The organism is Nocardioides sp. (assembly GCF_036374615.1).
Taxonomy (GTDB): domain Bacteria; phylum Actinomycetota; class Actinomycetes; order Propionibacteriales; family Nocardioidaceae; genus Nocardioides.
Map to the genome: position 1 here is coordinate 1 of NZ_DASUTK010000130.1, position 26,090 is coordinate 26,090.

The window sequence follows — 26,090 nt, forward strand, 5'->3', positions numbered from 1 at the left end:
CGCCGCGCTGCACTACCTGGCCCGGATGATCGAGGCCGGGGAGGATCCGCGGTTCATCGCCCGGCGACTGGTCGTCCACGCGAGCGAGGACGTCGGACTCGCCGACCCCACCGCGCTCACCGTCGCGGTGGCCGCGGCGCAGGCGGTGCAATTGATCGGGATGCCCGAGGCCCGGATCAACCTCGCGCAGGCCACCATCCACCTGGCGGTCGCCCCCAAGTCGAACGCCGTCATCACCGCGATCGACTCCGCCATCGCCGACGTGAAGGCAGGCAAGATCGGCCACGTGCCCGCCCACCTGCGCGACGCCCACTACGGAGGCGCCCGCGACCTCGGCCACGGGAAGGGCTACGTCTACCCGCACGACGAGCCGTACGGCGTCGCCGAGCAGCAGTACCTGCCCGACGTGCTCGACGGTGTCGCCTACTACCAGCCGACCTCTCTGGGTGCGGAGGCGGCGATCGCCGACCGCTGGGACAAGATCCGCAGGATCGTCCGCGGCGAGAGCTAGCCAGGCCGGTCGTACGACCGGTGGTTGAGGTGCTCCTCGCGCCTCAACCACCGGAATGCCCTGGCGCTCCTAGGCTCAGTCGGTCACCCGGACGGTGCGGGTGAACCTCCCGATGCCGTCGAGCTTGAGCGTGATCCGCTCCCGTCCCTCCCGCACGCCGTCGGACCGGACCGGGATCGTCAGCACGACGGACCGGTCGCCCGAGCGGAGCCGGTCGAACAGGTAGAGGCCGGCCTTGTGCAGGGGCCGGTCCGGGTCGTCGACCGAGGCGTAGTGGCGCTTGAGCCACTTCCTCGGGATGTCACCGACCGTCAGCCGGGTCCCGGAGCCGGGACCGCGCACCACCTGGGCACCGACGTAGGTGTCGTACCCCGTAGCGCGGGACAGCTTGATCTCGACCGTGACCGACGCGCCCTCCTTGACCCGCTTCGGCGTGCTGACCGTGACCCGGGGAGCCGGGTCGTCGTCGAGCAACCGCACCTGGCCGTCGTAGGTGTCGGTCATCGCGCCCTTCACCGCGAAGGCGTAGAAGCCTGTCGTGCGCCGGTCGTAGTCGTCGATCGTGTTGCCGCGGTACTCGTAGCGGAGATAGCCCTCGGTCTGACCTGGAGCGAGATCGACCCGGACAGCGCTGCGGCCGCGGCGCGACATCTCGTCGAGGATCCCGACCGTCAGCTGCGCCGGGCGCGTGACCTCGCCGGTCACCGTGAACGGCACTCGAGCGACGGAGGTACCGGGGTCGTCGCCCTCGATGACGTTGACCTTCTGCAGGCTCACCAGCGGGAGCCGTTCGTCGGGAACCGGCACGAGGGACGAAGGCGCCGACGCGACATCCAGGATCCACAGCCGACCGTCGGCGCTGTCCCCGACCACGTCGACCCGGACCACCCGGGTCAGGTCGATCCCGGCGGCCGTGCTCGGATCGGCGAGGACGGCCTGGGCCCAGCGCTTGCCCACCTGCGCGTCGACCGGCAGGGCACGGATGATCCCGTCACCCTCCGGCGTGACCTCCGCGGTCGCACCGCTGCTGTCGGTGAGCCGCAGCCGGATCCGGACGTCACCGAACGCCGGGTCGACGATCGAGCGCAGCTCGAGGCGGCCGCTGGAGAGGTCGAGCGGCTCGTCGAAGACCAGACCACCGGACTGTCCGGCCCCGGTCCAGGTGAGCTCGAGCTCGTGACGCGCGGGGGCGAACTCCCCGGCGTCGTACCAGTGCGGCACCTGGCCGTACAGGTCGTCCTCGCGGCCGCACGACGCTATCGAGCCGGGCCGGAGCACGCCCTGGCAGAACGACGCGTCCGCGCCGGTCGGCAGGGACAGGCCGGTGTCGATCACCGGCCGCCGCAGCTCGCGCCCACCGCCGATGGCGTGGGAGCGGACGTCGGCCGCGCCGATCGACGGCGGGTGGACGACCGAACCGTCGAACAGGGGCAGGAACTCCTGCGCGTCCGCCGCGAAGAGCTGGGCCGCGCCGGCGACGTACGCCACGCCGACGGTCCGCTGCTCCTCGGCGCTGAGCCGCGTCGGCGACTGAGAGCCGCAGACGCCGCGCTTGCCGTACCAGTCGTCCCACGCCGGCGCCTCGGCCATGCCGGGGGTCCACTCGGTGTTGAAGAAGTTGTGGTTCGCGCCGAGCACCATCACCGAGCTCTTGAGGGAGCTGTCGTTCGCGGCGAGGTCGCGGGCGCTGTCGGTGAACCGCTGGCCCTGGAGGTCGAAGACGTCCCCGTCGCAGTACGGGAGCACGGTCGCGGTCGGGACGTACGGCGCGGTCTGGGTGCCGAAGTCGGTCGGTGCGAGCAGCACCTGGCCGACGATGCGGTACGGCGCTTCAAGCGGGACCTGGATCGACGCGCGGTTGACTCCCTCGCCGCCGCGGCTGTGCCCGACGAGGACCACCCGTGACAGGTCGGCCTCGTACTCGCCGGACGTCGCCCAGTAGTGGAGGTGCTCCTGCACGATCTTCGCCCGTGCGTCGGCTCCGCCGTCGGAGAGCCGGTAGTCCTGGGCGTTGATGCCGTTGACCCGGATCGACACGGTGGTGAAGCCCTGGGAGGCCAGCACCTGCTGGATGTAGTCGTAGCCGAGGTGGCTCGGGATCTCCTTCATGGGCGACTGGCACGGCCATCCCCAGTCGTCGCCGTCCTGGCCGGTGGGGTTGAAGCAGTAGGAGTGACGACCGTGGAGGAACAGCACCAGCGGGCGCGACTCGGTGGCTTCACCCGCAGGCTCCACGACGTGGCCCACCATCTCGATCGGCTCCCGCATCCCGGGCAGCTTGACCGGGTCGAGCTCGTAGTCGCTGGAGACGACCTCGAGCTCGCCGGGCTCGGCCGGGTCGTCGGCGAGCGGGGTGCTGCGGCGCGGATCGACGGGGACAGCGCCATCCCCGGTCTGGTCGATCCCTGGGTGGTCGAGCCGGTCACCGGACAGGACGACGTCGAGATCGGCCGGGTCGGGTCGCTCGGCGGTGGTGACCGTGGTGACGACGGTCCGGCCGTCCGCAGCCAGCCGCGGTACGCCGATCGGGAGGCCGCCCGCGACGATCGTGGCTCGGTCGGAGGTGACCGGGAGCCGACGGGCGGCCCGCCAGCTCACCTGGTAGGTATCGCCCCCGGTCCTGGTGACCTGCCACGTGCCGGCCCCGTCGAGGCTGGCCGCCCTCGGATGCGGGTCCGAGGTCGCCGGCGCCGGCGATGGCCCGACACCTGAGCCGGCGGGTGCCAGGGTCACGCCCAGCGTCAGGGTCAGGGTTCCGGCGAGGACTGCGGCGAGCAGCATGCGGACGCGACCGCGTGCGAGGCGAGAGTGCATGACGGATCTCCTTGAGAGTCGACTCACCTTCATGGACGCGGCAGCGACCCTCATGGTTGCCAGCGTGGCGGCATTCGCTCACGCGGGTTGCTTGACGTCAAGCAACCACGCCCAGAGCGGCGGGAGCCAGAGCAGCGGGCGGGCTCAGCGGGCCCGCGGCGGGGATCCGAAGCCGCACCCGCCGTGCGCCTCGCCGCGCCCGATAGGGTCGGACACCATGATGTGGGAGTGGCTGGCGCTCGGGGTCCTGGCGCTGCTGGCGCTCGGGCTGCTGGTGGCGTTGTTGTCGCTCCGGACCCGGACCAAACAGGAGGTCGCGGCGGTCCACGCCGAGGCCGCGGCGCTGCGCCACCGGCTCGACGAGCTCGAGCGTGAGCGGGATCGGCCGATCCCGCCGGTGGTCGAGCCGCGCGAGTTCACCATCACCGGTCTGGCCGTGCCGCCCGAGCCGGAGCCGGAACCTGCCCGGCTCGAACGGGCAGTCTTCGCCGACCAGCTGCTGCGCGAGAGCGTGATCCGGCTCGGCTCGCTCGGCCACGGCGTACGGCGGGCGCTCTCGGCCGAGAGCCGCAACCGGATCCGGTTCGAGATGCGACGCGAGGTGAAGCGGGCCCGGAAGCACCGCCGCGTGGAGCAGCGGGAGGCCTACCGCGAGTGGCAGGCCAGGCAGCGGGAGAGCGCATGAACCGGGGGCTCTGGTTCGTGGCCGGGGCCGGTGCCGGGATCTACGCGATGATCCGGGGTCGGCGCGCGGCCGAGGCGTTCACGTCCGACGGGCTGCACGACCGGATGGAGGCGTTGTTCCTGGGTGCCCGGATGTTCCGCGACGAGGTCGCCCAGGGCGCGGCGGAGCGCGAAACCGAGTTGCGGGAACGGTTCGGCGTGCTGCCTCATGAGAGATCCACCACGCCCCAGCTCGAGAGCAGAGGACACCACTGATGGACACCGCGGAGATCCGCCGCCGGTTCGTGCGCCACTTCGAGCAGGCAGGTCACACGCCCGTGCCCTCGGCGCCGCTGCTCCTCGACGACCCCAACCTGCTCTTCGTCAACGCGGGGATGGTCCCGTTCAAGCCCTACTTCCTGGGCCAGGAGACGCCGCCGTACGACCGCGCGGTGAGCGTCCAGAAGTGCGTGCGCACCCCTGACATCGAGGACGTCGGCAAGACGACGCGGCACGGCACGTTCTTCGAGATGTGCGGCAACTTCTCCTTCGGCGACTACTTCAAGGAAGGCGCGATCGAGCTCGGCTGGGACCTGGTCACCAAGTCCGTCGCCGACGGTGGGTTCGGCTTCCCGGAGGACAAGCTCTGGCCGACCGTGTACGACGACGACGCGGAGGCTGTCGAGCTCTGGCGCAAGGTCACCGGCCTCCCCGACGAGCGGATCATCCGGCTCGGGAAGAAGGAGAACTACTGGTCGATGGGCGTCCCCGGCCCGGGTGGTCCGTGCAGCGAGATCCTGCTCGACCGTGGACCGGAGTACGGCCCCGACGGCGACTTCTCCGCCGAGGACCGTTACCTCGAGTTCTGGAACCTGGTGTTCATGCAGGACGAGCTCTCCGCGGTGCGGTCCAAGGAGGACTTCGACATCGCTGGGTCCCTGCCGAGGAAGAACATCGACACCGGCATGGGCCTCGAGCGGGTCGCCTACCTGCTGCAGGGCAAGCAGAACATGTACGAGATCGATGTCATGTTCCCCGTCATCGAGAAGGCGCAGGAGCTCACCGGCCGGCGCTACGGCGCCGGTGGCGAGCAGGGTCACGTCGACGACGTCCGGTTCCGGGTCGTGGCCGACCACGTCCGGTCCTCGATGATGCTCATCAGCGACGGTGTGACTCCCGGCAACGAGGCCCGCGGCTACGTGCTGCGCCGGCTGCTGCGTCGCGCGGTGCGCTCGATGCGGCTGCTCGGCTACGACGACCGGGCGCTGCCGGAGCTGATGCCGGTGAGCCGCGACAAGATGGGGGAGACCTACACCGAGCTGCACCGCGACTGGGAGCGGATCTCCACCGTGGCGTATGCCGAGGAGGACGCGTTCCGCCAGACGCTGCGCGCCGGGACGGCGATCTTCGACCTCGCGACCACCGAGGTGAAGCAGTCCGGCGGTTCGCAGCTGGCCGGTGAGAAGGCCTTCGCGCTCCACGACACCTACGGCTTCCCGATCGACCTCACGCTCGAGATGGCCGCCGAGCAGGGCCTCAGCGTCGACGAGGAGGGCTTCCGCCGACTGATGTCGGAGCAGCGCGAGCGCGCCAAGGCGGACGCCCGCGCCAAGAAGGGCCAGCACAAGGACGCCTCGGCCTACCGTGCCGTCGCCGACTCGCTGGGGCGGCCGGTCGAGTTCACCGGCTACCAGGAGGTCGTCTCCGAGGGCTCGGTCCGCGGCATCGTCACGCCCGCCGGCGTCGTGGAGTCGGCCCGCGAGGGCGACGAGATCGAGCTGATCCTCGATCGCACACCGTTCTACGCCGAGGGTGGAGGACAGCTCGCCGACTCCGGGGTGGTCGAGCTTGACAACGGTGCGCGGATCGAGGTCCGCGACGTGCAGTCGCCGATCACCGGGCTGATCGTCCACCAGGCGAAGGTGGTCTCCGGCGAGGTCACGCTCGGCACCGGCGCCCACTCGATGGTCGACATCGAGCGTCGTCGTTCGATCTCGCGGTCCCACACCGCCACCCACATGGTGCACAAGGCGTTCCGTGAGGCCCTGGGCGACACCGCCACCCAGGCAGGGTCGGAGAACAGCCCGGGCCGGTTCCGGTTCGACTTCTCCGCTGCGGGCGCGGTCCCGCAGTCGGTGATGGCGGACGTCGAGGCGCGGGTCAACGACCTGGTGCTCGCGGACCTGGCCGTGCACGCCGAGATCATGAGCCAGGAGGAGGCCGTCAGGTCCGGTGCGATGGCGCTCTTCGGCGAGAAGTACGGCGACCAGGTCCGCGTGATCTCCGTCGGGGACTGGGCACGTGAGCTCTGCGGCGGCACCCACGCGGGTCGCTCCGGCCACCTCGGCGTCATCAAGCTGCTCGGCGAGTCGTCGATCGGTTCCGGCGTGCGCCGGGTGGAGGCGCTGGTCGGCGGCGACGCCTACCGGTTCCTCGCGCGTGAGCACGTGCTGGTCGCGCAGCTGTCGGAGGCGCTCAAGGTGAGGCCCGAGCAGCTGCCGGAACGGGTCCACGACATCGTCGAGAAGCTGCGTGCGGCTGAGAAGGAGATCGAGCAGATCCGGCTGCAGCAGGTGCTCGACGCCGGCGCCGACCTGGCCGACCGCGCCCAGCAGGTGGGCCCGGTCAAGGTCGTCGCGCACCGCGCCGACGGGCTCGGCGGGGGCGACGTGCGACAGCTCGCGCTCGACGTCCGCGGCAGGCTGCCCGGCGGTGAGCCCGGCGTGGTCGTGGTCATCGGAAGCGTCGACGGCAAGGTCGCCGTGGTGGCCGCGGTCAACGACGCGGCGAGGGAGCGCGGGGTGAGCGCGAACGCGCTGGTCGGAGCGGTCGGTCCGCTCGTGGGCGGCCGCGGCGGCGGCAAGGACGACGTGGCCCAGGGCGGCGGCAACGACACCACCCGGATCGACGAGGCGCTCGGCCTGGTCGTGTCCGAGGTGGGCCGTGTCGTGGGCGCCTAGGGACGCGGCATGCGCCACGGCGTACGGCTCGGGGTCGACCCGGGGGACGCCCGGATCGGGGTCGCCCGCAGCGACCCGTCCGGGTTCCTCGCGACCCCCGTGGAGACGGTGCGCCGTGGCCGGGGCGACCTCGCCAGGCTCGCTCGACTGGTGCGTGAGGAGGACGCGGTCGAGGTCGTCGTCGGACTTCCACGGTCCCTCTCCGGCGGCGAGGGACCCGCAGCGCTCAAGGTCCGGCAGTTCGCGGCGCTCCTCGCGGCCCGGGTCGCGCCGGTCCCGGTACGACTGGTCGACGAGCGGCTCACGACGCTTTCGGCGGAGGCTATGCTGCGCGACCGGGGGAAGAAGGGGCAGCAACGCCGCGCCGTGGTCGACCAGGCGGCGGCCGTGCTGATCCTGCAGCATGCCCTGGACACCGAACGTTCCACGGGATCGCCGCCCGGCGAGGCCGTCGAAGGAGATGGATGAACCGCCCCACTGCCCTGCTCGCGCCGCTCCGCCTTGAACGGGGTCCCCGGAGATGAGCGAGTACGACGAGGTGGCTCCCGCGACCGCGGAGGAGCTCCCGCCCGAGGGCGGTCGTCGGCGAAAGGAGCGCAGTCGGATCCCCGGCTGCATCGCCGTGCTCGTGGCGCTCGGCCTGATCGTCGGTGGCTTCTACTTCGCCGTGACCAAGGGGGTCGACTTCGTGCGCGACCAGTTCGCCGATCCCGCCGACTACCCGGGCCCGGGCAAGGGCAAGGTCGTCTTCCAGGTCGAGAGCGGCGACTCGGTCGCCGAGATGGGGCGCGGCCTCAAGTCCGCGGGAGTGGTCGCCTCGGTGCAGGCCTTCCTCAACGCCGCCAACGCCGAACCCCGCTCGTCGTCGATCCAGGTCGGGTTCTACCAGTTCAAGCGGGAGATGGCGGCGGCTGACGCCCTGGAGGTCCTGATCGACCCCGAGAACATCCTCCGTGAGACCGTCACCGTCCCCGAAGGACTGCGGGTCGTCGACATCGTCGAGGTGCTCGCCAAGGAGACCGACTTCACCAAGAAGCAGTTCCAGAAGGTGCTCGACAATCCCGACCAGCTCGGGCTGCCCGACTATGCCGAGGGCAACCCGGAGGGCTACCTCTTCCCCTCGACCTACGACATCGGGCCGGACGCCACACCGAAGTCGATCCTGGTCGCCATGGTCGACCGCTGGGAGCGGGCTGCCAAGGACGCGAACCTCGAGGCCGCGGCCGCCGAGCTCGGGTACACCCCGCACGAGCTGATGACCGTCGCCAGCCTGGTGGAGGCCGAGGCGAGTCGGAAGCAGGATCGCGGCAAGGTGGCGCGGGTGATCTACAACCGGATCGAGAACCCCGGCACCGCGGGCACCGTCGGCAAGCTGCAGATCGACGCCACGATCAACTTCGCGCTCGGTCGTGACCTCGGGTTCGCGATCACGCCGGAGGACCGGAACTACGACTCGCCGTACAACACCTACGTCGCGGTCGGGCTGCCACCGGGACCGATCGAGGCGCCGGGCGACGCGGCGATCGCCGCGGCGGCGCATCCGACGGAGGGCGACTGGTACTACTACGTCACGGTCAACCTCCGCACCGGCGAGACCAAGTTCGCCGAGACCTACGAGGAGTTCCTCACCTACGACGCGGAGTTCGACGAGTACTGCACCACCTCGGACGCCTGCTGAGGACGCCGTGCGCTGCGCCGTCCTGGGTGACCCGATCGCCCACTCCCTCTCGCCGGTCCTGCACCGTGCCGGCTACGCCGCGCACGGGCTGGACTGGGAGTACGACGCCGCGCTCGTGCCGGCCGGCGGGCTGGCCGGCTTCGTCGGACCGCTCGGCGACGACTGGCGTGGCCTGTCGGTGACCGCCCCGCTGAAGCGGGAGGCGCTGCTGTACGCGGCCGCCTCCACCGGCACCGCCGAGCGGGCGGGCGCGGCCAACACGCTGGTCCGCGAGGCGTCGGGCTGGGTCGGCGAGAACACCGACGTGCCGGGCGCGGCCGCCGCGCTGCGGGAGCGAGTCGCAGCCCCGCCGGTCGTGGCGACCATCCTCGGCGGAGGGGCGACGGCGGCGTCGGCGGCGCTCGCCCTCTGCGACCTCGGGGTCGGCTCGTTGACGCTGCTGGTGCGCTCGCCCGCCCGGGCGGCCGACACCCTGGCTGCCATCGACCGGCACCCCGCTCGGCCCGCCGTACGCGTCGGCTCGCTGGCCACCGAACCCGCGGTCGGGGACGTGGTCGTGTCCACCATCCCTGCGGCCGCGCAGACCTCGGACCTGGTGGCGCGATGTGCCGAGGTCCCGGTGGTCTTCGACGTCCTCTACGACCCCTGGCCGACGCCGCTCGTCACGTCGGCCGCCGACCGGGTGGTGGTCGGCGGGCTCGACCTCCTCGTGCACCAGGCAGTGCTGCAGTTCGAGCTCTTCACGGGGCGCCCTGCGCCTCTCGACGAGATGCGCGACGCCGGTGCGCGCGCCCTCCGGGAGCGGTCGTGAACCCGGCACTGGTCGCGGCGTGCGCCGCCGGCGCCGGCGTGGCCGGGCTGCTCGTGCCGTGGCTGGTGCGTCGGCTGCCCGAGCCAGAGCGGGACGAGTCCGCCGAGGGCGAGCCGAGCAAGCCGCTCTATGCCGACCTGGGCGCCCGCCCCGGGCTGGCCTGGAAGTCGGCCCTCGCGTCGGCGGTCGGAGCGGCGCTGGTGGCCGCCTCGGTGGGCAACGACTGGTGGTTGGTGGTCCTGGTGCCGCTGGTCCCCGTCTGCGTGGCACTCTCCTTCATCGACTGGCACACCCGGCTGCTGCCGGCCGTCATCGTGCTGCCCGCCACGGCGTACGCCGTGCTCGCCGGCCTGGCCGGTTGGCCACTGACCGGCGACCCGGACGACCTGGTCCGGGCGGCACTCGGCCTCGTGATCGCGCGCTCGGTGTACTGGCTGCTGTGGTTCATCCACTCCGCGGGCATGGGCTTCGGCGACGTCCGGCTCGCCGCGCTGCTCGGCTTCGCGCTCGGGCACGTCGGCTGGGGTGAGTTCGGGGTCGGCATGTACGCCGGGTTCCTCGTCTTCGGCGTGCCCGGACTCGTCCTCGCGCTCCTGCGGTGGGACCGCACGCTCCTCAAGACGGCCTACCCGTTCGGCCCGTTCATGATCCTCGGCGCGCTGCTCGGACTCCTCGTGGGAGCTGCCGTCGCCGACTACCTCGTCGGCGGCTGACACCGCGGACTGGAGGGCCGGGGGTATCGAGGCTCGCTTCGCTCGCACCTCAACCACCGGCGTGTGGCTCGCACCTCAACCACCGGCCGGGGGCGGGCACGGGGATGGAACACTGAGCGCATGCTGCGCTGGCTGACCGCGGGCGAGTCCCACGGCCCCTCCCTGGTCGCGATCCTCGAGGGGCTGCCCTCGCACGTCCGGGTGACGTCCGAGGACGTCGTCGACGCGCTCGCGCGCCGCCGGCTCGGCTACGGCCGCGGGGCCCGGATGAAGTTCGAGCAGGACGAGGTGACCATCCTCGGCGGGGTCCGCCACGGCCTGACCCAGGGCGGCCCGGTCGCGATCTCGATCGGCAACACCGAGTGGCCCAAGTGGGAGAAGGTCATGGCCGCCGACCCGGTCGACCCGGCCGAGCTCGAGGCGCTGGCCCGCAACGCCGCGCTCACGCGACCCCGGCCCGGTCACGCCGACCTGGTCGGCATGCAGAAGTACGGCTTCGACGAGGCACGTCCGATCCTCGAGCGAGCCTCGGCCCGTGAGACGGCCGCCCGGGTGGCGCTCGGCAGGGTCGCCGGCAACTTCGTGGAGCAGTCGGTCGGGGCGCGGCTGGTCTCGCACGTGGTCGAGCTGGGCGGCGTTCAGGCACCGGCGGGGTCGGTGCCCGGCGCCGACGACCTCGCGCGGCTCGACGCCGACCCGGTGCGGTGCCTCGACCCGGACGCGAGCGCGGCGATGGTCGCGCGGATCGACGGGGCGCACGACGACGGCGACACCCTCGGAGGAGTCGTGGAGGTCGTGGTCCACGGACTGCCACCCGGACTCGGCTCGCACGTCCACTGGGACCGGCGGCTCGACTCGCGTCTCGCCGGGGCGCTGATGGGCATCCAGGCGATCAAGGGCGTCGAGGTCGGCGACGGGTTCGCGCTCGCTGCGACGCGGGGGTCGCAGGCGCACGACGAGATCGTCGCCACCGACGACGGCCTCCGCCGTACGTCGGGCCGGTCGGGCGGCACCGAAGGCGGCATGTCCACCGGCGAGGTGCTGCGGGTGCGTGCCGCGATGAAACCGATCGCCACGGTTCCGCGGGCCCTGCGCACCGTGGACGTCGCGACGGGTGAGGCGGCGACCGCGCACCACCAGCGCTCCGACGTCTGTGCGGTGCCGGCCGCGGGGATCGTGGCCGAGGCGATGGTGGCGCTGGTGCTGGCCGACGCGGTGCTCGAGAAGTTCGGTGGCGACTCGGTCACCGAGACCCGTCGCAACGCGGAGAGCTACCTCGACACCCTGAGGTTTCGGTGAGCGGTCCGCGGGCCGTGCTCGTGGGACCGATGGGCTCTGGCAAGACGACCGTGGCGGGACTGCTGGCCGAGGCCTGGTCGGTGCCGGTGCGCGACACCGACGTCGACATCGAGCGAGCCGAGGGCCGCAGCATCTCCGACATCTTCGTCGACGACGGCGAGGAGCACTTCCGGGCGCTCGAGCGAGCGGCCGTGACCGACGCCCTCGCGACCCACGAGGGTGTGCTGGCCCTCGGTGGCGGAGCCGTCCTCGACCCGGCGACCCGGGACCTGCTCGTCGGTAGACCCGTCGTGTTCCTCCGGGTGGGGTTGTCCGACGCGGTGAAGCGGGTCGGGCTCGGGGTCGGACGGCCGATGCTGCTCGGCAATGTCCGGGCCCGGATCAAGACGCTGCTCGACGAGCGCACGCCGATCTACGAGTCGGTCGCCCGGGTGGTGGTCGACACCGACGGCCGAACCCCGGAGGACGTGGCGGCCGAGGTCCGGTCGGCGCTCGAAGGAGAGGTGGGCTGAGGTGAGCGACACCGTGCTGCCGGTCACCGGGGCGTCGCCGTACGACGTCGTGGTCGGCCGCGACCTGCTCGACCGGCTCCCCGGCACCCTCGGCGACGATGTTGAGCGGGTCGCCCTGCTCCACTCGGGTGCCCATCCCGAGCTCGCCCAGCCCGCGCTCGACGCGCTCGTCGCGGAGTACGACGTTCTGGTGCTCGGGCTGCCGGACGGCGAGGACGCCAAGACCGCAGCAACAGCAGCCGACTGCTGGGAGGCGCTCGGCGAGCGAGGTTTCACCCGGTCCGACGCGGTGGTGTCGCTGGGCGGGGGAGCGGTGACCGACCTGGCCGGGTTCGTGGCAGCGACCTGGCTGCGGGGAGTTTCGGTCGTCCACGTCCCCACCACCTTGCTGGGCATGGTCGACGCTGCGGTCGGTGGCAAGACCGGCATCAACACGAGCGCCGGCAAGAACCTCGTGGGGTCCTTCCACGAGCCCGCCGGAGTGCTCTGCGACCTGGCGATGCTGGACAGCCTGCCCCGCGACGACTTCGTCGCCGGGCTGGCCGAGGTGGTCAAGTGCGGATTCATCGCCGACCCGCGGATCCTGGAGCTGGTCGAGCGGACCGAGCCGTCCACGCTCGTGCCCGACTCGCCAGTGGTCCGCGAGCTGGTCGAACGCGCGATCCGGGTCAAGATCGACGTCGTCGTCGCGGACCTGAAGGAGACCGGAGGAACTGAGGGACACCCCGGTCGGGAGGTCCTGAACTACGGCCACACGCTGGCCCACGCGATCGAGCGCGCAGAGGGCTACCGGATGCGCCACGGCGACGCAGTCGCCATCGGCTGTGTGTACGCCGCCGAGCTGGCCGGCCGTGCCGGGCTGCTCGACCCCGCGACGGTCGCCCGTCACCACGCGGCCTTCGCGCGGGTGGGTCTGCCGACGACCTACGCCGGAGCGTCCTTCGACGACCTCCACGCCGGCATGCGGGTCGACAAGAAGGCGCGCGGCTCGCAGCTGCGGTTCGTCGCGCTGCGCGGGGTGGGAGATCCGGTCGTGCTGGCCGGTCCCGACGAGGCCGACCTCCGGGCGGCGTACGACGTCATCACAGGAGGTACGCCGTGAAGGTGCTCGTGCTCAACGGACCCAACCTCGGCCGGCTCGGCCGCCGCCAGCCCGAGATCTACGGCACCACCACCCACGCCGAGCTCGCCGAGCTCTGCGCCGGCTGGGGGCGCGACCTCGGCCTCGACGTCGAGACCCGCCAGACCAACCATGAGGGCGAGCTCCTCGACTGGCTCAACCAGGCCGCTGACGACCGGATCGCTGTCGTCCTGAACGCCGGCGCCTGGACCCACTACTCCCTCGCGCTCTTCGACGCGTGCGCTCAGCTCGAGGCGCCGCTGGTCGAGGTGCACATCTCTGACCCCAAGCAGCGGCCCGAGGAGTTCCGCCACCACTCCGTGGTCGAGCCTCATGCCGTCGCGACGATCGCGGGGCAGGGGATCGACGGCTACCGACAGGCGCTCGAGCGGCTGGGGCGCAAGGGAGGAGGAGGCCGGTGACGGTCACGACCGCCGGCTCGGGACGTCAGAGCACAGAACTACGTACGGCAGCCGTGCCTGCCCTGCGCACCCTCGGCACGGTGACGCTGATCGGGATCGCGTGCGGGATCCTCGTCGTCGGCGTGCTGTCGCGGTTGGCGATGTTCGTTCTGATCGAGCTGAACCCGACGGTGGTCGGGATGACCAGCGACGACGGCTTCGAGATGGGGCGGTTCACGCTCTCGGGCTCGCTCAACCTGGCGCTGCTCGCCGGTCCGGGGTTCGGGATCCTCGGCGCCGGCTTCTACCTGGCGCTCCGCGGACTCGCGGTGGGACCACCGTGGTTCCGGATGCTCTCGCTGTCCGTGGGGGCCGGCGTGGTCGTCGGCTCGATGATCATCCACGCCGACGGGGTCGACTTCACGATGCTCGACCCGCTCTGGCTGGCCGTCCTGCTGTTCGTCCTCGTCCCCACCGTGTTCGTCGTCCTTCTGAGGTTCCTGGCCGAGCGAGCCCTGGCCGGGGCGCCGTGGCCGCGGACGCTCGCCTACCTCGGGGTCGTGGCGTGGCTCCCGCTACTGCCCGGGTTCCTCCTGCTCGCCGCCGGGTGGGCGGCCCTGAACGGGCTGCGACGAAGCGAGTCGGGCGCCCGCCTGTTGTCCCACCCCCTCCCGGCCTGGATCGCCCGCGGCGCCCTGGCAGCGCTCTTCGTCGCCTCCGTGCTGGACATCGTCGAGGACGTCCGGCTGATCACCTGAGCTCCCGTCCCGCCGGTTGCAGCCGACGGAACCGAACCTCCCGGCGCCCCGTCCCACCGTCACCGAGACACGGAGAGGCGAGTGCGATGAGCGCGAGGTCGATGAACGGCGAGGTGACGCTGAGTGTGAAGGGGCTGCTGGTGACGGGGCTGGTGCTGCTCGCGCTGGTCACGTCGTACCTGCTGGGAGCCGGAGGTGGGGGAGCCGCCCCCGCCCAGGCGCAGCCCGGCGACCCGACAGCGTCCGAGGCGACGACCGCGCCCGGCACGCTCAGGACGGTCGGCACCGGCGAGGTGAGCGTGGTACCCGACCAGCTCACGTTCGCGCTGTCGGTCACCGACAAGCAGTTCGACCTCGACCGGGCGCTCACGAACAGCAGCGCCACCATGAGGCGGGTGCTGGCAGCCCTGCGCGAGCACGGCGTCCGCAGCGCCGACGTGCAGACGACCGGGCTGCAGATGTACCCGGAGTACGACTACCCCGCCTACGCTCCGCCGGTCCTCACCGGTTACCGGGTGACCCAGAAGTCGCGTGTCACCGTGCGCGACCTGGCTCAGGGCGGACGTGCGGTCACCACGGCGGTCGAGACCGGCGGCAACGGTGTGCGGGCCACCGACCTGCGGCTCGGCGTCAGCGATCCGGCGGGAGCGCTGGACCGGGCCCGCGACGCCGCGGTGGAGGACGCCAGCGCCCGCGCCGAGCGGTACGCCGCCGCGACTGGGACCGAGCTGGGCGACGTGCTCACCCTCCGCGAGGTCACCGGCGACCGCGCGCCGCAGCCGCGCGACTGGGTGTACAAGGCACACCGGGCCACGCTGGACGAGCTCTCCGCGGTGCCGATCCGTGCAGGCAAGGCGGACCTCGCGGTGAAGGTCGAGATCGTGTGGGCGATCGGGTCCGGTTCCGACTGAACGGCCCCGAACGGCACCCGCTGTCGAATAGGAGACTCCACGGCGCCGCGGATATCCTCGCGCCCATGGCGACGACGAACGACCTCAAGAACGGCATGGTGCTCAGGCTGGACGGCCAGCTCTGGCAGGTCATGTGGTTCCAGCACCACAAGCCCGGCAAGGGCGGTGCCGTGGTCCGCACCAAGCTGCGGAGCGTCGAGTCGGGCAAGACGGTCGACAAGACCTTCAACGCGGACGTCCGGGTTGAGGTCGCCGTGGTCGACAAGCGCACCATGCAGTACCTCTACAACGACGGCACGTCGTACGTCTTCATGGACACCGGGACCTACGAGCAGCTCGAGATCGACCCGGAGACGGTGGGCGCCGCCAAGAACTTCCTGCTCGAGCAGCAGGAGGCGATCATCGCCACCAACGAAGGACGCGTGCTCTACCTGGAGATGCCCGCGTCGGTCGAGCTGGAGATCACCTACACCGAGCCGGGCGTCGTGGGTGACAGCGCCACCGGCCGCACCAAGCCCGCCACTCTGGAGACCGGTCACGAGATCCAGGTGCCGCTGTTCATCAACCAGGGCGAGCGGGTCAAGGTCGACACCCGCGACTCGTCGTACCTCGGCCGCGTGAAGGGCTGACGACCCAGGTGCAGGCCAGGACCAAGGCGCGCAAGCGCGCCCTCGACATCCTCTTCGCCTCGGAGCTGCGCGGCGACGACCCGGTCGAGGCGCTCGAGCGCGCCATCGATGCCGGCGAGGGTCCCACGAACGAGTACACGACCTACCTCGTCAGGGGAGTGGGTGAGCATCGGTCGCGGATCGACGAGCTGCTCACGACGTACTCGACGAGCTGGTCGCTCGAGCGGATGCCCGCCGTCGACCGGAACGTGCTGCGGCTCGGGCTCTTCGAGCTGCTGTACGTCGACGACGTGCCCGACCCCGTCGCGGTGAGCGAGGCGGTCGGACTGGTCCGCGACCTCTCGACCGACGAGTCACCCCAGTTCGTCAACGGCGTGCTCGGCGCCCTCCAGCGCGACAAGGCATCCCTGATCGGGTGAACCGGGGCCGCCCCTCGACCCCCTACGGTTCCTCCATGACCGGAATCCGACGGGCCGCGGTCGAGGCCGAGCAGAGTGATGTCGTCGACCATGCCGTGCGCGTCGGGCTCGTCGCGTACGGCGTTGTGCACCTGCTGATCGCCTGGCTCGGACTCCAGATCGCCTTCGGCGAGACCGGCAAGACCGCGTCGGCCTCCGGTGCCATGCACACGCTGGTCCAGCAGCCGCTCGGTGAGGTGCTGGTGTGGGCGGTCGGCATCGGGTTCGTGATCCTGGCTCTCTGGCGAGTGCTCGAGGCCTGGCAGGCGATCCGGCTCGAGGACGGCAAGGAGCAGGTCCTCGACCCGGCCGGAAAGCTGATCGCGGCGGTCGTGTACTCCGCGCTGGCGATCACCGCGTTCCAGGTCGCGGTGGGCAGCTCCGGCGGCAAGGGCGGCGGTGGCGGCAGCACCGACAGCATGACGGCGCAGCTGATGTCGGTCACGGCCGGCCAGCTGCTCGTCGGGGCGGTCGGGCTCGGGATCCTGGGGTACGCCGGCTACCTGGTCCACCGCGGCTGGACGGAGAAGTTCCTCGAGGAGCTCGACGGCCGTCACGGCCGGAAGGCAGGGAAGGCGTACCGCTGGATCGGCAAGATCGGACACATCGGCAAGGGCGTCGCGATCGCCCTCGTCGGCGGCCTGTTCGTGTGGGCTGCAGTCACGCACGACCCGAAGAAGTCCGGCGGGCTGGACCAGGCCCTCCAGCAGCTGCGGGACCAGCCGTTCGGCCAAGTGGTGCTGGTCGCGATCTCGGTCGGACTCGCGTGCTACGGCCTGTTCGCCTTCGTCTGGGCCCGGCACCTCTCCCGCTGAGCTCGGCCGGACCGGCGTTCCACGAGCTTGGCATGGTGCCGGCCCGGCTCCCGAGGTGGCTGGTCTCAACGCCGGTGCATCAGGGCGCGCTCTTCGCGGTCGGTGCCGGGGAACAGCCCGGGCTCGACGCCGTCGTTCACGATCTCGGTCGGTGGGGTGATGGACGCGGGGGCGTCGTCGATGACGACGGTGGCGATGCCGAACCCGGCGGTGACCGCGAGCGCAGCACCCGCAAGGGCGACGGCGGCGGACTTGGTGGAGATGTGGTGGCCTGTGTGGGCGGTCTGAACGGTCATGACGTTTCCTCTCTCGATGTGTTGGTTGGTCGTCACGACGCCGTTGTCCGGCACCCCGGTGTCGTCGCGGTGCGGCCGCGGTAACGCCGCGGTAATCACCCCGTTGACCGGTAACGCGAACGGGGTCACTGTCGAGGGATGGGCATCGGGGTACTAGGCCCGCTGCAGGTCGACGGGGGGACGGGCGCGCTGGCACGGCGCGACCGGGTGGTGCTCGCGGTCCTCGCGATGCGGACCGGCGAGCTCGTGTCCGCCGACCAGCTGGCCGACGCGCTGTGGTCCGAGGGCCCGCCGGCCACCTGGAACAAGGCGCTGCAGGGGTCGGTGGTCCGGCTGCGCAAGCTGCTCGGCGCATCGACGATCGAGACCGTCGACCACGGCTACCGGCTCACGCTGCCCCCCAGCGACGTGGACGCGCACGAGTTCGAGCGGTTGGTCGGTCGCGCGCGGGAGCTGGTGGAGCTCGGCGAGCCCGAACGGGCGGCGTACGTGCTGGGGGAGGGGACCGCAACACCGGTGTTCCTCGACGACCAGGCGCTCCTGCTGCCCTATCCCGACGGCTCGACGTATGTGTGGGACACCAGCCCGCAGTACGCCGTTGACACCGCCTGCCGGATCGTCGGCCGAGGGCTGACCCGCGAGGAGTGGCGGGAGGCCTTCGGGGACCGGCCGTACGAGGACGTGTGCGGCTGAGGGATCCCGATCGCGCGTCACACCAGCTCGGCCACTGCGGCGACCGCCCGGTCCACCTCCTCGGGCGAGGTGACGATGCTCGGGCCGAGCCGGAGGTAGGACCGCTGATACGGGGTCGCGCTGGCCACGATGCCGAGCGCGCGCAGCTCCAGCACGGCGTTGGCGGGAGGCAGGTCGCGAACGTCTACGCACACGATGCCCGCGGAGACCTCCGGGTCGGCGGGCGTGATGACGGTGATGCCGTCGATCTCGGCGAGTCCCTGCTTGAGGGCGGTGGCCTGCTCGACGGTGCGTGTGACGACCCGGTCGCGGCCGATCCGCTCGTGGAAGGCGAACGCCTCGTTGAGCGCCCAGCGGTGCTCGAAGTCGTGGTAGCCGCCGGGGGAGAGACGGGCGCCCTCGTACGGTCCGGAGAAGGTCGGGATCAGCTCGGTGAGCGGGTCCCAGTCGCGTCCCCACACGATCCCGGTGCCCCGCGGGCCGAACAGCCACTTGTGCGTGCCCGTCGCCAGGAAGTCGCACTCCAGGTCGGGGAGATCGGTGTCGACTGCGGCGAAGCCATGCACCCCGTCGACGCAGAACCGGATCCGGTCGGCCTTGTCGCGTCTCCGGTTGATGTCGGCGAGCGCGGCGCCGATCTCCGCGATCGGCAGCCGCACCCCGGTGCTCGAGTGGACCCAGGTCAGGGCGACCACCCGAGTGCGCGGCCCCACGGCGTCGACCAGCCGTGTGGTGAGCTCGTCCACTGAGGTTGTCGCCGGGTCGTCGTACAGGGTGACGCGGCGGACGCGCGCGCCGGTGCGCTTCGACGCGAGCCGCAGCGCGTCCTCGGTCGAGAAGAAGTCGTGCGTCGTCGTGAGGATCTCGTCGTCCGGGGCCAGGTCGAGCCCGCCGTACATGATGGCGATGCCCATCGTGGTGCTGTCGGTGAGGGCGATCTGCTCCGGCATGGCGCCGGCGTAGGAGGCCGCGGCGTGACGAACGGCTTCTTCCAGCTCGTAGCCGTTGTGCAGCGCCTGATCGGTGTCCTGGTCCAGCCGCTCGCGGTGCTGAGCGATCGCCGCCGACACCTGGGCGGTATGGGGCGACAGCACGAACGCGGCGAACTGGGCGAGCTCGGTCGAGAGCGGGAACTGTGCGCGCACGGATGCCCAGTCGTCCGGGTCGAAGTCGGGGACGGCGCCGGCCGACGCCGAGGCTGTCGTGGTCGGGTCCGCACCGGGCGGCGCTGAGGTGGGCGGGTCTTCGTCCGCGCTGCAACCGCCGAGCAGACCGGCACCGCCCAGCAGCCCGACACCCAGCACGGTCCTTCGGGTCGAGGTGGTCACCCTTCCATCGTGCGGCATGCTGGGCGCCCATGGGCGCATACGACGTGGACGTGGTGGTGCTCGGCCTCGGACCGGGTGGCGAGTATGCCGCCCAGAAGCTGGCCGAGGGAGGGCTGTCGGTCGTGGGCGTCGAGCGCGACCTGGTGGGCGGGGAGTGCCCGTTCTACGGCTGCATCCCCAGCAAGATGATGGTCCGGGCCGCCGATGCGCTGGCCGAGGCCCGGCGGGTTCCGATGCTTGCCGGCGCCGCGGACGTTCGCCCCGACTGGGGCTCGGTGGCGGGAAGGATCGACAAGCAAGCGACGAACCACTGGAGTGACGACTCCCACGTGGAACGGCTCGAGGATGCCGGGGTGCGGATCGTGCGGGGCGAGGGCCGGCTCGACGGACCAGGCCAGGTACGCGTCGGGGAGGACGTCTACGTCGGCGCCCGGGGGGTCGTGCTCAACGTCGGCACGTCGCCGGCCCGGTTGCCGATCGACGGGCTCGACGCCACGCCGTACTGGACCAACCGCGAGATCGTGAAGGTCGCCGAGCTTCCCGAGTCGCTGGCGGTGATCGGCGGTGGGGCGATCGGCTGCGAGCTGGCGCAGGCGTTCGCCCGGTTCGGGACCCAGGTGACGGTGCTGGAGGCCGCCGAGCGCGTCCTGGCGCCGGAGGAGCCGGAGTCCAGCGCGCTCCTTGCCCGGGTCTTCCGAGACGACGGCATCCGCGTGGAGACCGGTGTCAAGGTCGAGCGGGTCGACCATGACGGCGACTTCCGGATCGCCACCGACCGTGGCGAGGTGCGAGCCGACCAGCTGCTGGTCGCGGCGGGTCGCACGGTGAACCTGACCGGCATCGGCCTCGACTCGGTGGGCCTCGACCCCGACGCAGGCGTCGTCGACACGGACGAGCGGCTGCGCGCCGGCGAGCGGCTGTGGGCGGTCGGCGACGTCACCGGCCACGGTGCCTTCACCCACGTGTCGATGTACCAGGGTGAAATCGCCGCGCGCGACATCCTGGGCCAGGAAGGGTTCACCGCCGACTACCGCGCGGTCAGCCGGGTCACGTTCACCGACCCCGAGGTAGGGGCGGTCGGGCTCACCGAGTCGCAGGCGCGTGAGGCGGGCCTCGAGGTGCGCGTCGGCCACGCGGACCTGGCCGAGTCCAGCCGCGGCTGGATCCACGACGCCGGCAACGACGGGCTCCTGAAGCTGGTGGCCGACGCGGACCGCGGCGTGCTGGTGGGAGCCACCTCTGCGGGGCCGTCCGGGGGAGAGGTGTTGGGGCTGCTCGCGCTCGCCGTCCACGCCGAGGTGCCGCTGGAGCGGCTGGCGTCGATGCACTACGCGTACCCGACGTTCCACCGGGCCGTGGACGTCGCCGTCACCTCGCTGCTCTGATCGGCGGTCGGTCCAGGTTTGGACCGGCGTCCCGCCGGACAACATGACTCAAACGGCCGGATCGCTAGGCCGCTGCGACGTGACCGCCCCCCGGACACCTTTGGAGGCCCGATGCCCGACCAGCCTCGCCGACCCCAGTCCAGCCCTCAGGGCAACCACGACTCCCCGACCTCTCGAACGGCGGCTCCCACCGAGGTCGCCGGGTGGCCCGACGCCGAGCCCGCACCGGCGCCGATCGGCGACCCGCTGACCGGTCCGATGCCACCGGAGTTCGGTGGGCAGCCGGCACCTCCGCCGCCGCCGGTCAAGCACCAGCAGCCGTTCGCACCCCGCGTGTCCGCACCTCGGCCCCAACCGCCGGGGCCGAGCCCGCTGCCGGTGCGCACACCGGCAGCCGGTACTCCGTCACCGCCCGTGGGACCGCCGCCCGGCTGGGTGCCGCCGACCACGCTGCCCGGCCCGGTCGCACCCCCGCCTGCGACCGCTCCTTCGCCGGAACCGCCGCGAGCCGAGCCCGACGGCACCGTCCAGCGCTTCATGTCGGCCACGGACTTCCTCGACCGACGTGCGGACCACGTGGAGCACGGCCCCGCCACCTGGGGCTGGCGCGGCCGGGTCCGGCGTTGGAGCGGTGGCACCATCACGCCCAAGATGGGCACGGCCGAGCTCCGTTACGAGCAGGACCGCCGGGCCATCCAGCGTGACTTCGACGGCCCCCGGACGATCGCGTTCCTCAACCCGAAAGGCGGGGCCGCGAAGACCACGGGCGTGCTCGCCGCGGGCTACACGTTCGGCACCGTGCGTGGCGGCGGTGTGGTGGCGTGGGACAACAACGAGACCCGCGGCACGCTCGGCATCCGCGGCCACCGGAGCAGCCACCGCAACACCACCCGCGAGCTGCTCGAGGACCTCGAGCGCTTCAACGACGTGTACCAGGCGCGGATCGGCGACCTCGGAGCATTCGTCCGGTCCCAGGGCGACGCCCACTTCGACATCCTCGCGTCTGACGAGCGACCGCACGTGACGGGCATGATCCGGGCCCAGGACTTCACCGCCGTGCACCAGCTGTTGGAGCGCTTCTACCGGCTGATCCTGGTCGACACCGGCAACAACATGCGGGCCGAGAACTGGCTCGCCGCGGCCGCGGCGGCCGACCTGCTGGTCGTGACCTCCACCATCCGTGAGGACACCGGCTACTCCGGCCTCTGGATGCTCGACGCGCTGCAGGACGCCGGCTACCAGAACCTCAAGCACAAGTCGATCACGGTGCTGTCCGACCCGTCCTCGCACGTGGACGAGCAGCTGGCCGCCGACCTGGTGCAGGTCTACGAGCAGCGCACGAAGGCCGTCTTCCGGGTCCCCTACGACCCGGTCCTGGTCTCCGGGTCGGTCGTCCCCTACGCGCAGCTGAGCGACGAGACCCGGATGGCGTGGCTGCGGGCCTGCGCCGCCATGGCCGTGGTGCTCTGAGCGTTCCGGCGCTACGGGGCCCCGAGGCGGAGCGCGACCCCGCGGATCAGGTCGTCCTCGTCCAGGTAGAGGGTCACGCTCCACCAGTCCAGGCAGGCGTCGGTCGTGTCGCGCGGTGAGCTCAGGGTGATCGACCTGAACCCCGCCATGGCAGGCGGGTCGTCGGCGTCACCGCTGCAGCCCGCGCTGGTGCCGCGGTGCAGCTGGTAGTAGCCACCACTCGCCGCGAGCACGTCGAGCGCCGAGAACGGCCCACTGCGTTCGGCGTACAACGTGTCGAGGCGCCAGGCCGACAGGTCGGCTCGCTGTGCGACGCTCACCCAGGTCGCCACTGACCCGCTGCCGATCCCGTGCCACACCGGCTCCGGCGCGAACGGTGCCCCCAACGTGGGGTCGGCGGCGAACCGGTAGAAGCGGCGCGCAAGGGTCGCGTCCGTGCCTCGTAGCGGGCCGAGGTCGCCGGCGGTGGGGCTGCAGGGACCGCGGAAGACCCCGATGTCCAGGTACGCCGTCTGGACGCGGATGACCTGGCGGCGTCGGAGACGGGTGCCTGCCGGGGGGCGCTGGTGGACCACGGTCCCGGGCCGGACGTCGCACCGCACCGGCGCTCCACTCCAGCTCGGGGACAGGCCGAGTCGGGTCGACCCGTCGAGCTGCCCGATCCGCCGCCCGGCGACACTCGACGTGAGGCCGATCAGGTCGGGCATGGTCACCGGATCCGGTGTGGGTGACGAGGACGTGGGCTGCTCGGTCGGGCTCGCCACCGACGACCGCTGCTCGACCGGGGTCGAACAGGCGGTCATGGCCAGTGCCAGGACCGTCGGTGCCAGCACGCCGATCCACACTCCATTCGTCATCGGATGCCTCCTCGTTCGTCGGTTGGACGCGCCAGGGGCAGCGGGGGTTGACACGACCGCGTGGGCTAGAGTGACGCCCGATCGACATCCTTTAACGAGCCGTCCCGTGAGGCGGAGAAGGAGGTCAGCGGCGCACATGCCTGCCCCTCAGAGCCATCCAGAGACGGGGGCCGTCCCCGAGCCGGGACGCACCGTCCTCGACGCCCGGGACGTCGCCCGGGCCCTCACCCGCATCTCGCACGAGATCCTCGAGCGCAACAAGGGCGCCCGCGACCTCGTGCTGCTCGGCATCCCGACCCGCGGCGTACCGCTGGCCGAGCGGATCGGAGCCAAGATCGCAGCCGTCGAGGGCATCGACGTCCCGGTCGGGTCGCTCGACGTCACGATGTACCGCGACGACCTGCGGCTCAAGCCGGCCCGGACCCTGCTGCACACCGAGATCCCCGCCGACATCGATCACCGCACCGTGGTGCTCGTCGACGACGTGCTGTTCTCGGGTCGCACCATCCGGGCCGCACTCGACGCTCTCACCGAGGTCGGCCGCCCCGCCGTGGTCCAGCTGGCGGTGCTCGTCGACCGCGGCCACCGCGAGCTGCCGATCCGCGCCGACTTCGTCGGCAAGAACCTGCCGACCTCGCTGGTGGAGCGGGTCCGGGTCGCCGTCGCGGAGATCGACGGCGACGACGCCGTGACGATCCGGGACGGAGGTGTCTCGTGAAGCGGCACCTGCTCTCCGCGGCGGACCTGAGCCGCGACGACGCCGAGCGGGTGCTCACCACCGCGGCGGAGATGCGGTCGCTGGCCGACCGCCCGATCAAGAAGCTACCGGCACTGCGCGGTCGGACCGTGGTCAACCTGTTCTTCGAGGACTCCACCCGGACCCGGATCTCGTTCGAGGCCGCCGCGAAGCGGCTCTCCGCCGACGTCATCAACTTCGCGGCCAAGGGTTCGTCGCTGTCCAAGGGCGAGTCCCTGAAGGACACCGCGCTGACGCTCGAGGCGATGGGTGCGGATGCGGTGGTGGTGCGGCACGGCGCCTCCGGCGCGCCACACCGGCTGGCGCACTCGGGCTGGGTGCACTCCAGCGTGGTCAACGCCGGCGACGGGACCCACGAGCACCCGACCCAGGCGCTGTTGGACGCGTTCACCATGTGGCGGCACCTGGGTTCGCTGGACGGACGACGGGTCGCGATCGTGGGCGACGTGCTCCACTCCCGCGTGGCGCGCTCCAACGCGCTGCTGCTGCAGACACTGGGCGCGGAGGTCACGCTGGTCGCGCCACCGACGTTGCTGCCGGTCGGCGTGGACACGTGGGGCGTGCAGACGTCGTACGACCTCGACGCGGTGCTGGCGAAGGTCGACGTCGTGATGATGCTCCGCGTCCAGCGGGAGCGCATGAACGGTGGCTTCTTCCCGACGCCCCGGGAGTACTCCCGCCGCTACGGCCTCGACGGCCGCCGGATGCGCACCCTGCAGGACCACACGATCGTGATGCACCCGGGCCCGATGGTCCGCGGCATGGAGATCACCGCCGACGTGGCTGACTCCGACCGGTCGGTGATCGTCGAGCAGGTCACCAACGGCGTCGCGGTCCGGATGGCCGTGCTGTACCTGCTGCTGAGCGGCTCCGACGACTCCCTGGAGGGCGACGACCAGTGACCGACCCGACGAACAGCTACCTCATCACCGGGGTCTCGGTGCTCGGCGGCGACCCGACCGACCTGCTGCTCCGCGACGGCGTCGTCGCGGCCGTCGGCGGTCGGCTCGACGCGGAGGGCGCCGAGACCGTGGACGGCGCGGGACTGATCGCGCTGCCCGGGCTGGTCGACCTCCACACCCACCTGCGCGAGCCGGGCCGGGAGGATGCGGAGACGGTCCTCACCGGCACCCAGGCCGCAGCGCTGGGCGGGTTCACCGCCGTCCACGCGATGGCCAACACCGACCCGGTGGCCGACACCGCCGGAGTCGTCGAGCAGGTGTGGCGGCTCGGTCGCGAGGCCGGCTACTGCGACGTCTACCCGGTCGGCGCCGTGACGGTCGGCCTGGCCGGCGAGCGGCTCGCCGAGCTGGGCGCAATGGCGGACTCCGCGGCGCGCGTGCGGGTCTTCTCCGACGACGGCCACTGCGTGAGCGACGCCGTGCTGATGCGGCGGGCACTGGAGTACGTCAAGGCGTTCGACGGGGTCGTGGCCCAGCACGCCCAGGAGCCGCGGCTGACCGAGGGCGCCCAGATGAACGAGGGCGAGCTCTCCGGCCGGCTGGGTCTGGCCGGCTGGCCCGCCGTGGCCGAGGAGGCGATCATCGCCCGCGACTGCCTGCTGGCCGCCCACGTCGGCTCCCGGCTGCACGTGTGCCACGTGTCCACTGCCGGCTCGGTCGAGATCGTGCGGCAGGCCAAGGAGAAGGGGTGGAACGTCACGGCCGAGGCGTGCCCGCACCACCTGCTGCTCACCGACGAGCTCGCGGCGACGTACAACCCGATCTACAAGGTCAACCCGCCGCTGCGGACCCCGGCCGACGTCGAGGCGCTCCGGGAGGGGCTGGCCGACGGCACGATCGACATCGTCGCCACCGACCACGCTCCGCACCCGCACGAGGACAAGGACTGTGAGTGGGCGGCCGCCGCGTTCGGGATGCTCGGGCTGGAGACCGCCCTCTCGATCGTGCAGGAGACGATGGTCGACCCGGGCCTCCTCACGTGGGAGGACGTCGCCGAGCGGATGTCCTACGCCCCTGCCCGGATCGGCCGCGTGCGCGACCACGGCCAGCCGATCACCGAGGGTGCTCCCGCCAACGTCGTGCTCTACGACCCCGCTGTCCGACGGGTGGTCGATGCGCGCGACTCGGCGTCCCTGTCCCGCAACACGCCCTATGCCGGCATGGAGCTGCCCGGACGCGTCGTCGCGACCTTCCTCCGGGGGCGTCCGACGGTGCTGGACGGCAAGCTGGCCTGAGGTCTCCCGCTGGTAGGTTCAGACCAGCTCCACATCCTTTAACGAACCGTTCCG

Annotated in this window: 26 protein-coding genes and 1 pseudogene; 23 read left to right on the forward strand and 4 right to left on the reverse strand. The window is 71.8% G+C overall.

What is annotated here, in order from left to right:
- Positions 1–511, forward strand: a pseudogene (locus VFZ39_RS10495) (replication-associated recombination protein A); the annotation flags it as partial.
- Positions 512–586: 75 nt separating this feature from the next.
- Here the strand turns inward: VFZ39_RS10495 and VFZ39_RS10500 are convergent.
- Complete coding sequence (locus VFZ39_RS10500) at positions 587–3,325, reverse strand: hypothetical protein (RefSeq protein ID WP_330865696.1); 2,739 nt, start codon at positions 3,323–3,325, stop codon at positions 587–589.
- A 217-nt stretch (positions 3,326–3,542) separates the two neighbouring features.
- On the opposite strand from VFZ39_RS10500, the gene VFZ39_RS10505 reads away from it, so the two are divergent.
- From VFZ39_RS10505 to VFZ39_RS10580, 16 genes are all read left to right on the forward strand, one after another.
- Positions 3,543–4,010 carry a hypothetical protein gene (locus tag VFZ39_RS10505; RefSeq protein ID WP_330865697.1) on the forward strand — a complete coding sequence of 156 codons (468 nt, stop codon included), beginning with the start codon at positions 3,543–3,545 and terminating at the stop codon, positions 4,008–4,010.
- The gene (locus tag VFZ39_RS10510; protein ID WP_330865698.1) at positions 4,007–4,264 is read left to right on the forward strand and encodes a DUF6167 family protein; all 258 of its coding nucleotides are present in this window, start codon (positions 4,007–4,009) and stop codon (positions 4,262–4,264) included. The genes VFZ39_RS10505 and VFZ39_RS10510 overlap by 4 nt, the downstream gene beginning before the upstream one ends.
- A complete protein-coding gene (gene alaS, locus VFZ39_RS10515) occupies positions 4,264–6,948 on the forward strand; it encodes an alanine--tRNA ligase (protein ID WP_330865699.1) in 2,685 nt (894 codons plus the stop codon). The genes VFZ39_RS10510 and alaS overlap by 1 nt, the downstream gene beginning before the upstream one ends.
- A gap of 9 nt (positions 6,949–6,957) precedes the next feature.
- A complete protein-coding gene (gene ruvX, locus VFZ39_RS10520) occupies positions 6,958–7,416 on the forward strand; it encodes a Holliday junction resolvase RuvX (RefSeq protein WP_330865700.1) in 459 nt (152 codons plus the stop codon).
- Positions 7,417–7,468: 52 nt separating this feature from the next.
- Positions 7,469–8,626, forward strand: a complete 1,158-nt coding sequence (mltG, locus tag VFZ39_RS10525) for an endolytic transglycosylase MltG (RefSeq protein WP_330865701.1) — start codon at positions 7,469–7,471, stop codon at positions 8,624–8,626.
- A 7-nt stretch (positions 8,627–8,633) separates the two neighbouring features.
- A complete protein-coding gene (locus VFZ39_RS10530) occupies positions 8,634–9,437 on the forward strand; it encodes a shikimate dehydrogenase (protein WP_330865702.1) in 804 nt (267 codons plus the stop codon).
- The gene (locus tag VFZ39_RS10535) at positions 9,434–10,150 is read left to right on the forward strand and encodes an A24 family peptidase (protein ID WP_330865703.1); all 717 of its coding nucleotides are present in this window, start codon (positions 9,434–9,436) and stop codon (positions 10,148–10,150) included. Before VFZ39_RS10530 ends, VFZ39_RS10535 begins: the two co-directional genes overlap by 4 nt.
- 120 nt (positions 10,151–10,270) lie before the next feature.
- Positions 10,271–11,449, forward strand: coding sequence for a chorismate synthase (gene aroC, locus VFZ39_RS10540; RefSeq protein ID WP_330865704.1), 1,179 nt, complete (start codon positions 10,271–10,273; stop codon positions 11,447–11,449).
- On the forward strand, positions 11,446–11,961 hold the full coding sequence (locus tag VFZ39_RS10545) for a shikimate kinase (RefSeq protein ID WP_330865705.1): 516 nt from the start codon (positions 11,446–11,448) through the stop codon (positions 11,959–11,961). The genes aroC and VFZ39_RS10545 overlap by 4 nt, the downstream gene beginning before the upstream one ends.
- 1 nt (position 11,962) lies before the next feature.
- Positions 11,963–13,063, forward strand: a complete 1,101-nt coding sequence (gene aroB / locus VFZ39_RS10550) for a 3-dehydroquinate synthase (protein ID WP_330865706.1) — start codon at positions 11,963–11,965, stop codon at positions 13,061–13,063.
- Positions 13,060–13,503, forward strand: a complete 444-nt coding sequence (locus VFZ39_RS10555) for a type II 3-dehydroquinate dehydratase (RefSeq protein ID WP_330865707.1) — start codon at positions 13,060–13,062, stop codon at positions 13,501–13,503. The genes aroB and VFZ39_RS10555 overlap by 4 nt, the downstream gene beginning before the upstream one ends.
- The gene (locus VFZ39_RS10560; protein ID WP_330865708.1) at positions 13,500–14,240 is read left to right on the forward strand and encodes a hypothetical protein; all 741 of its coding nucleotides are present in this window, start codon (positions 13,500–13,502) and stop codon (positions 14,238–14,240) included. The genes VFZ39_RS10555 and VFZ39_RS10560 overlap by 4 nt, the downstream gene beginning before the upstream one ends.
- A gap of 86 nt (positions 14,241–14,326) precedes the next feature.
- Positions 14,327–15,151, forward strand: a complete 825-nt coding sequence (locus tag VFZ39_RS10565) for an SIMPL domain-containing protein (protein ID WP_330865709.1) — start codon at positions 14,327–14,329, stop codon at positions 15,149–15,151.
- A 65-nt stretch (positions 15,152–15,216) separates the two neighbouring features.
- The gene (efp, locus tag VFZ39_RS10570) at positions 15,217–15,780 is read left to right on the forward strand and encodes an elongation factor P (protein WP_330865710.1); all 564 of its coding nucleotides are present in this window, start codon (positions 15,217–15,219) and stop codon (positions 15,778–15,780) included.
- Between the two features lie 8 nt (positions 15,781–15,788).
- Positions 15,789–16,199 (forward strand): transcription antitermination factor NusB, encoded by a 411-nt coding sequence (gene nusB, locus VFZ39_RS10575; RefSeq protein WP_330865711.1) that lies wholly within the window; start codon positions 15,789–15,791, stop codon positions 16,197–16,199.
- 35 nt (positions 16,200–16,234) lie between these two features.
- Positions 16,235–17,053, forward strand: coding sequence for a DUF1206 domain-containing protein (locus VFZ39_RS10580; protein ID WP_330865713.1), 819 nt, complete (start codon positions 16,235–16,237; stop codon positions 17,051–17,053).
- A 65-nt stretch (positions 17,054–17,118) separates the two neighbouring features.
- On the opposite strand, the gene VFZ39_RS10585 is transcribed toward VFZ39_RS10580, so the two are convergent.
- Positions 17,119–17,349: a hypothetical protein gene (locus VFZ39_RS10585; protein ID WP_330865714.1), complete on the reverse strand. Its 231-nt coding sequence runs from the start codon at positions 17,347–17,349 to the stop codon at positions 17,119–17,121.
- A gap of 138 nt (positions 17,350–17,487) precedes the next feature.
- On the opposite strand from VFZ39_RS10585, the gene VFZ39_RS10590 reads away from it, so the two are divergent.
- Complete coding sequence (locus VFZ39_RS10590) at positions 17,488–18,042, forward strand: AfsR/SARP family transcriptional regulator (protein ID WP_330865715.1); 555 nt, start codon at positions 17,488–17,490, stop codon at positions 18,040–18,042.
- Between the two features lie 17 nt (positions 18,043–18,059).
- Here VFZ39_RS10590 and VFZ39_RS10595 read toward each other — a convergent pair whose 3' ends face one another.
- Positions 18,060–19,370 carry an aminotransferase class V-fold PLP-dependent enzyme gene (locus tag VFZ39_RS10595; protein WP_330865716.1) on the reverse strand — a complete coding sequence of 437 codons (1,311 nt, stop codon included), beginning with the start codon at positions 19,368–19,370 and terminating at the stop codon, positions 18,060–18,062.
- A 29-nt stretch (positions 19,371–19,399) separates the two neighbouring features.
- Between VFZ39_RS10595 and VFZ39_RS10600 the strand changes: the two genes are divergently transcribed.
- Together VFZ39_RS10600 and VFZ39_RS10605 are read left to right on the forward strand one after the other, a co-directional pair.
- Entirely contained in the window at positions 19,400–20,755 is a 1,356-nt protein-coding gene (locus VFZ39_RS10600; protein WP_330865717.1) for an NAD(P)/FAD-dependent oxidoreductase, read from the forward strand.
- A 111-nt stretch (positions 20,756–20,866) separates the two neighbouring features.
- Positions 20,867–22,225: a hypothetical protein gene (locus VFZ39_RS10605; protein WP_330865718.1), complete on the forward strand. Its 1,359-nt coding sequence runs from the start codon at positions 20,867–20,869 to the stop codon at positions 22,223–22,225.
- Positions 22,226–22,236: 11 nt separating this feature from the next.
- On the opposite strand, the gene VFZ39_RS10610 is transcribed toward VFZ39_RS10605, so the two are convergent.
- Positions 22,237–23,082, reverse strand: a complete 846-nt coding sequence (locus tag VFZ39_RS10610; protein ID WP_330865719.1) for a PASTA domain-containing protein — start codon at positions 23,080–23,082, stop codon at positions 22,237–22,239.
- Positions 23,083–23,218: 136 nt separating this feature from the next.
- On the opposite strand from VFZ39_RS10610, the gene pyrR reads away from it, so the two are divergent.
- Genes pyrR through VFZ39_RS10625 form a run of 3 tightly spaced genes read left to right on the forward strand, consistent with a single transcriptional unit; the run spans position 23,219 to position 26,036 of the window.
- Positions 23,219–23,800: a bifunctional pyr operon transcriptional regulator/uracil phosphoribosyltransferase PyrR gene (pyrR, locus tag VFZ39_RS10615; RefSeq protein ID WP_330865720.1), complete on the forward strand. Its 582-nt coding sequence runs from the start codon at positions 23,219–23,221 to the stop codon at positions 23,798–23,800.
- The gene (locus tag VFZ39_RS10620; RefSeq protein WP_330865721.1) at positions 23,797–24,741 is read left to right on the forward strand and encodes an aspartate carbamoyltransferase catalytic subunit; all 945 of its coding nucleotides are present in this window, start codon (positions 23,797–23,799) and stop codon (positions 24,739–24,741) included. The genes pyrR and VFZ39_RS10620 overlap by 4 nt, the downstream gene beginning before the upstream one ends.
- Positions 24,738–26,036, forward strand: coding sequence for a dihydroorotase (locus tag VFZ39_RS10625; RefSeq protein ID WP_330865722.1), 1,299 nt, complete (start codon positions 24,738–24,740; stop codon positions 26,034–26,036). Before VFZ39_RS10620 ends, VFZ39_RS10625 begins: the two co-directional genes overlap by 4 nt.
- Positions 26,037–26,090 lie beyond the last annotated feature (54 nt).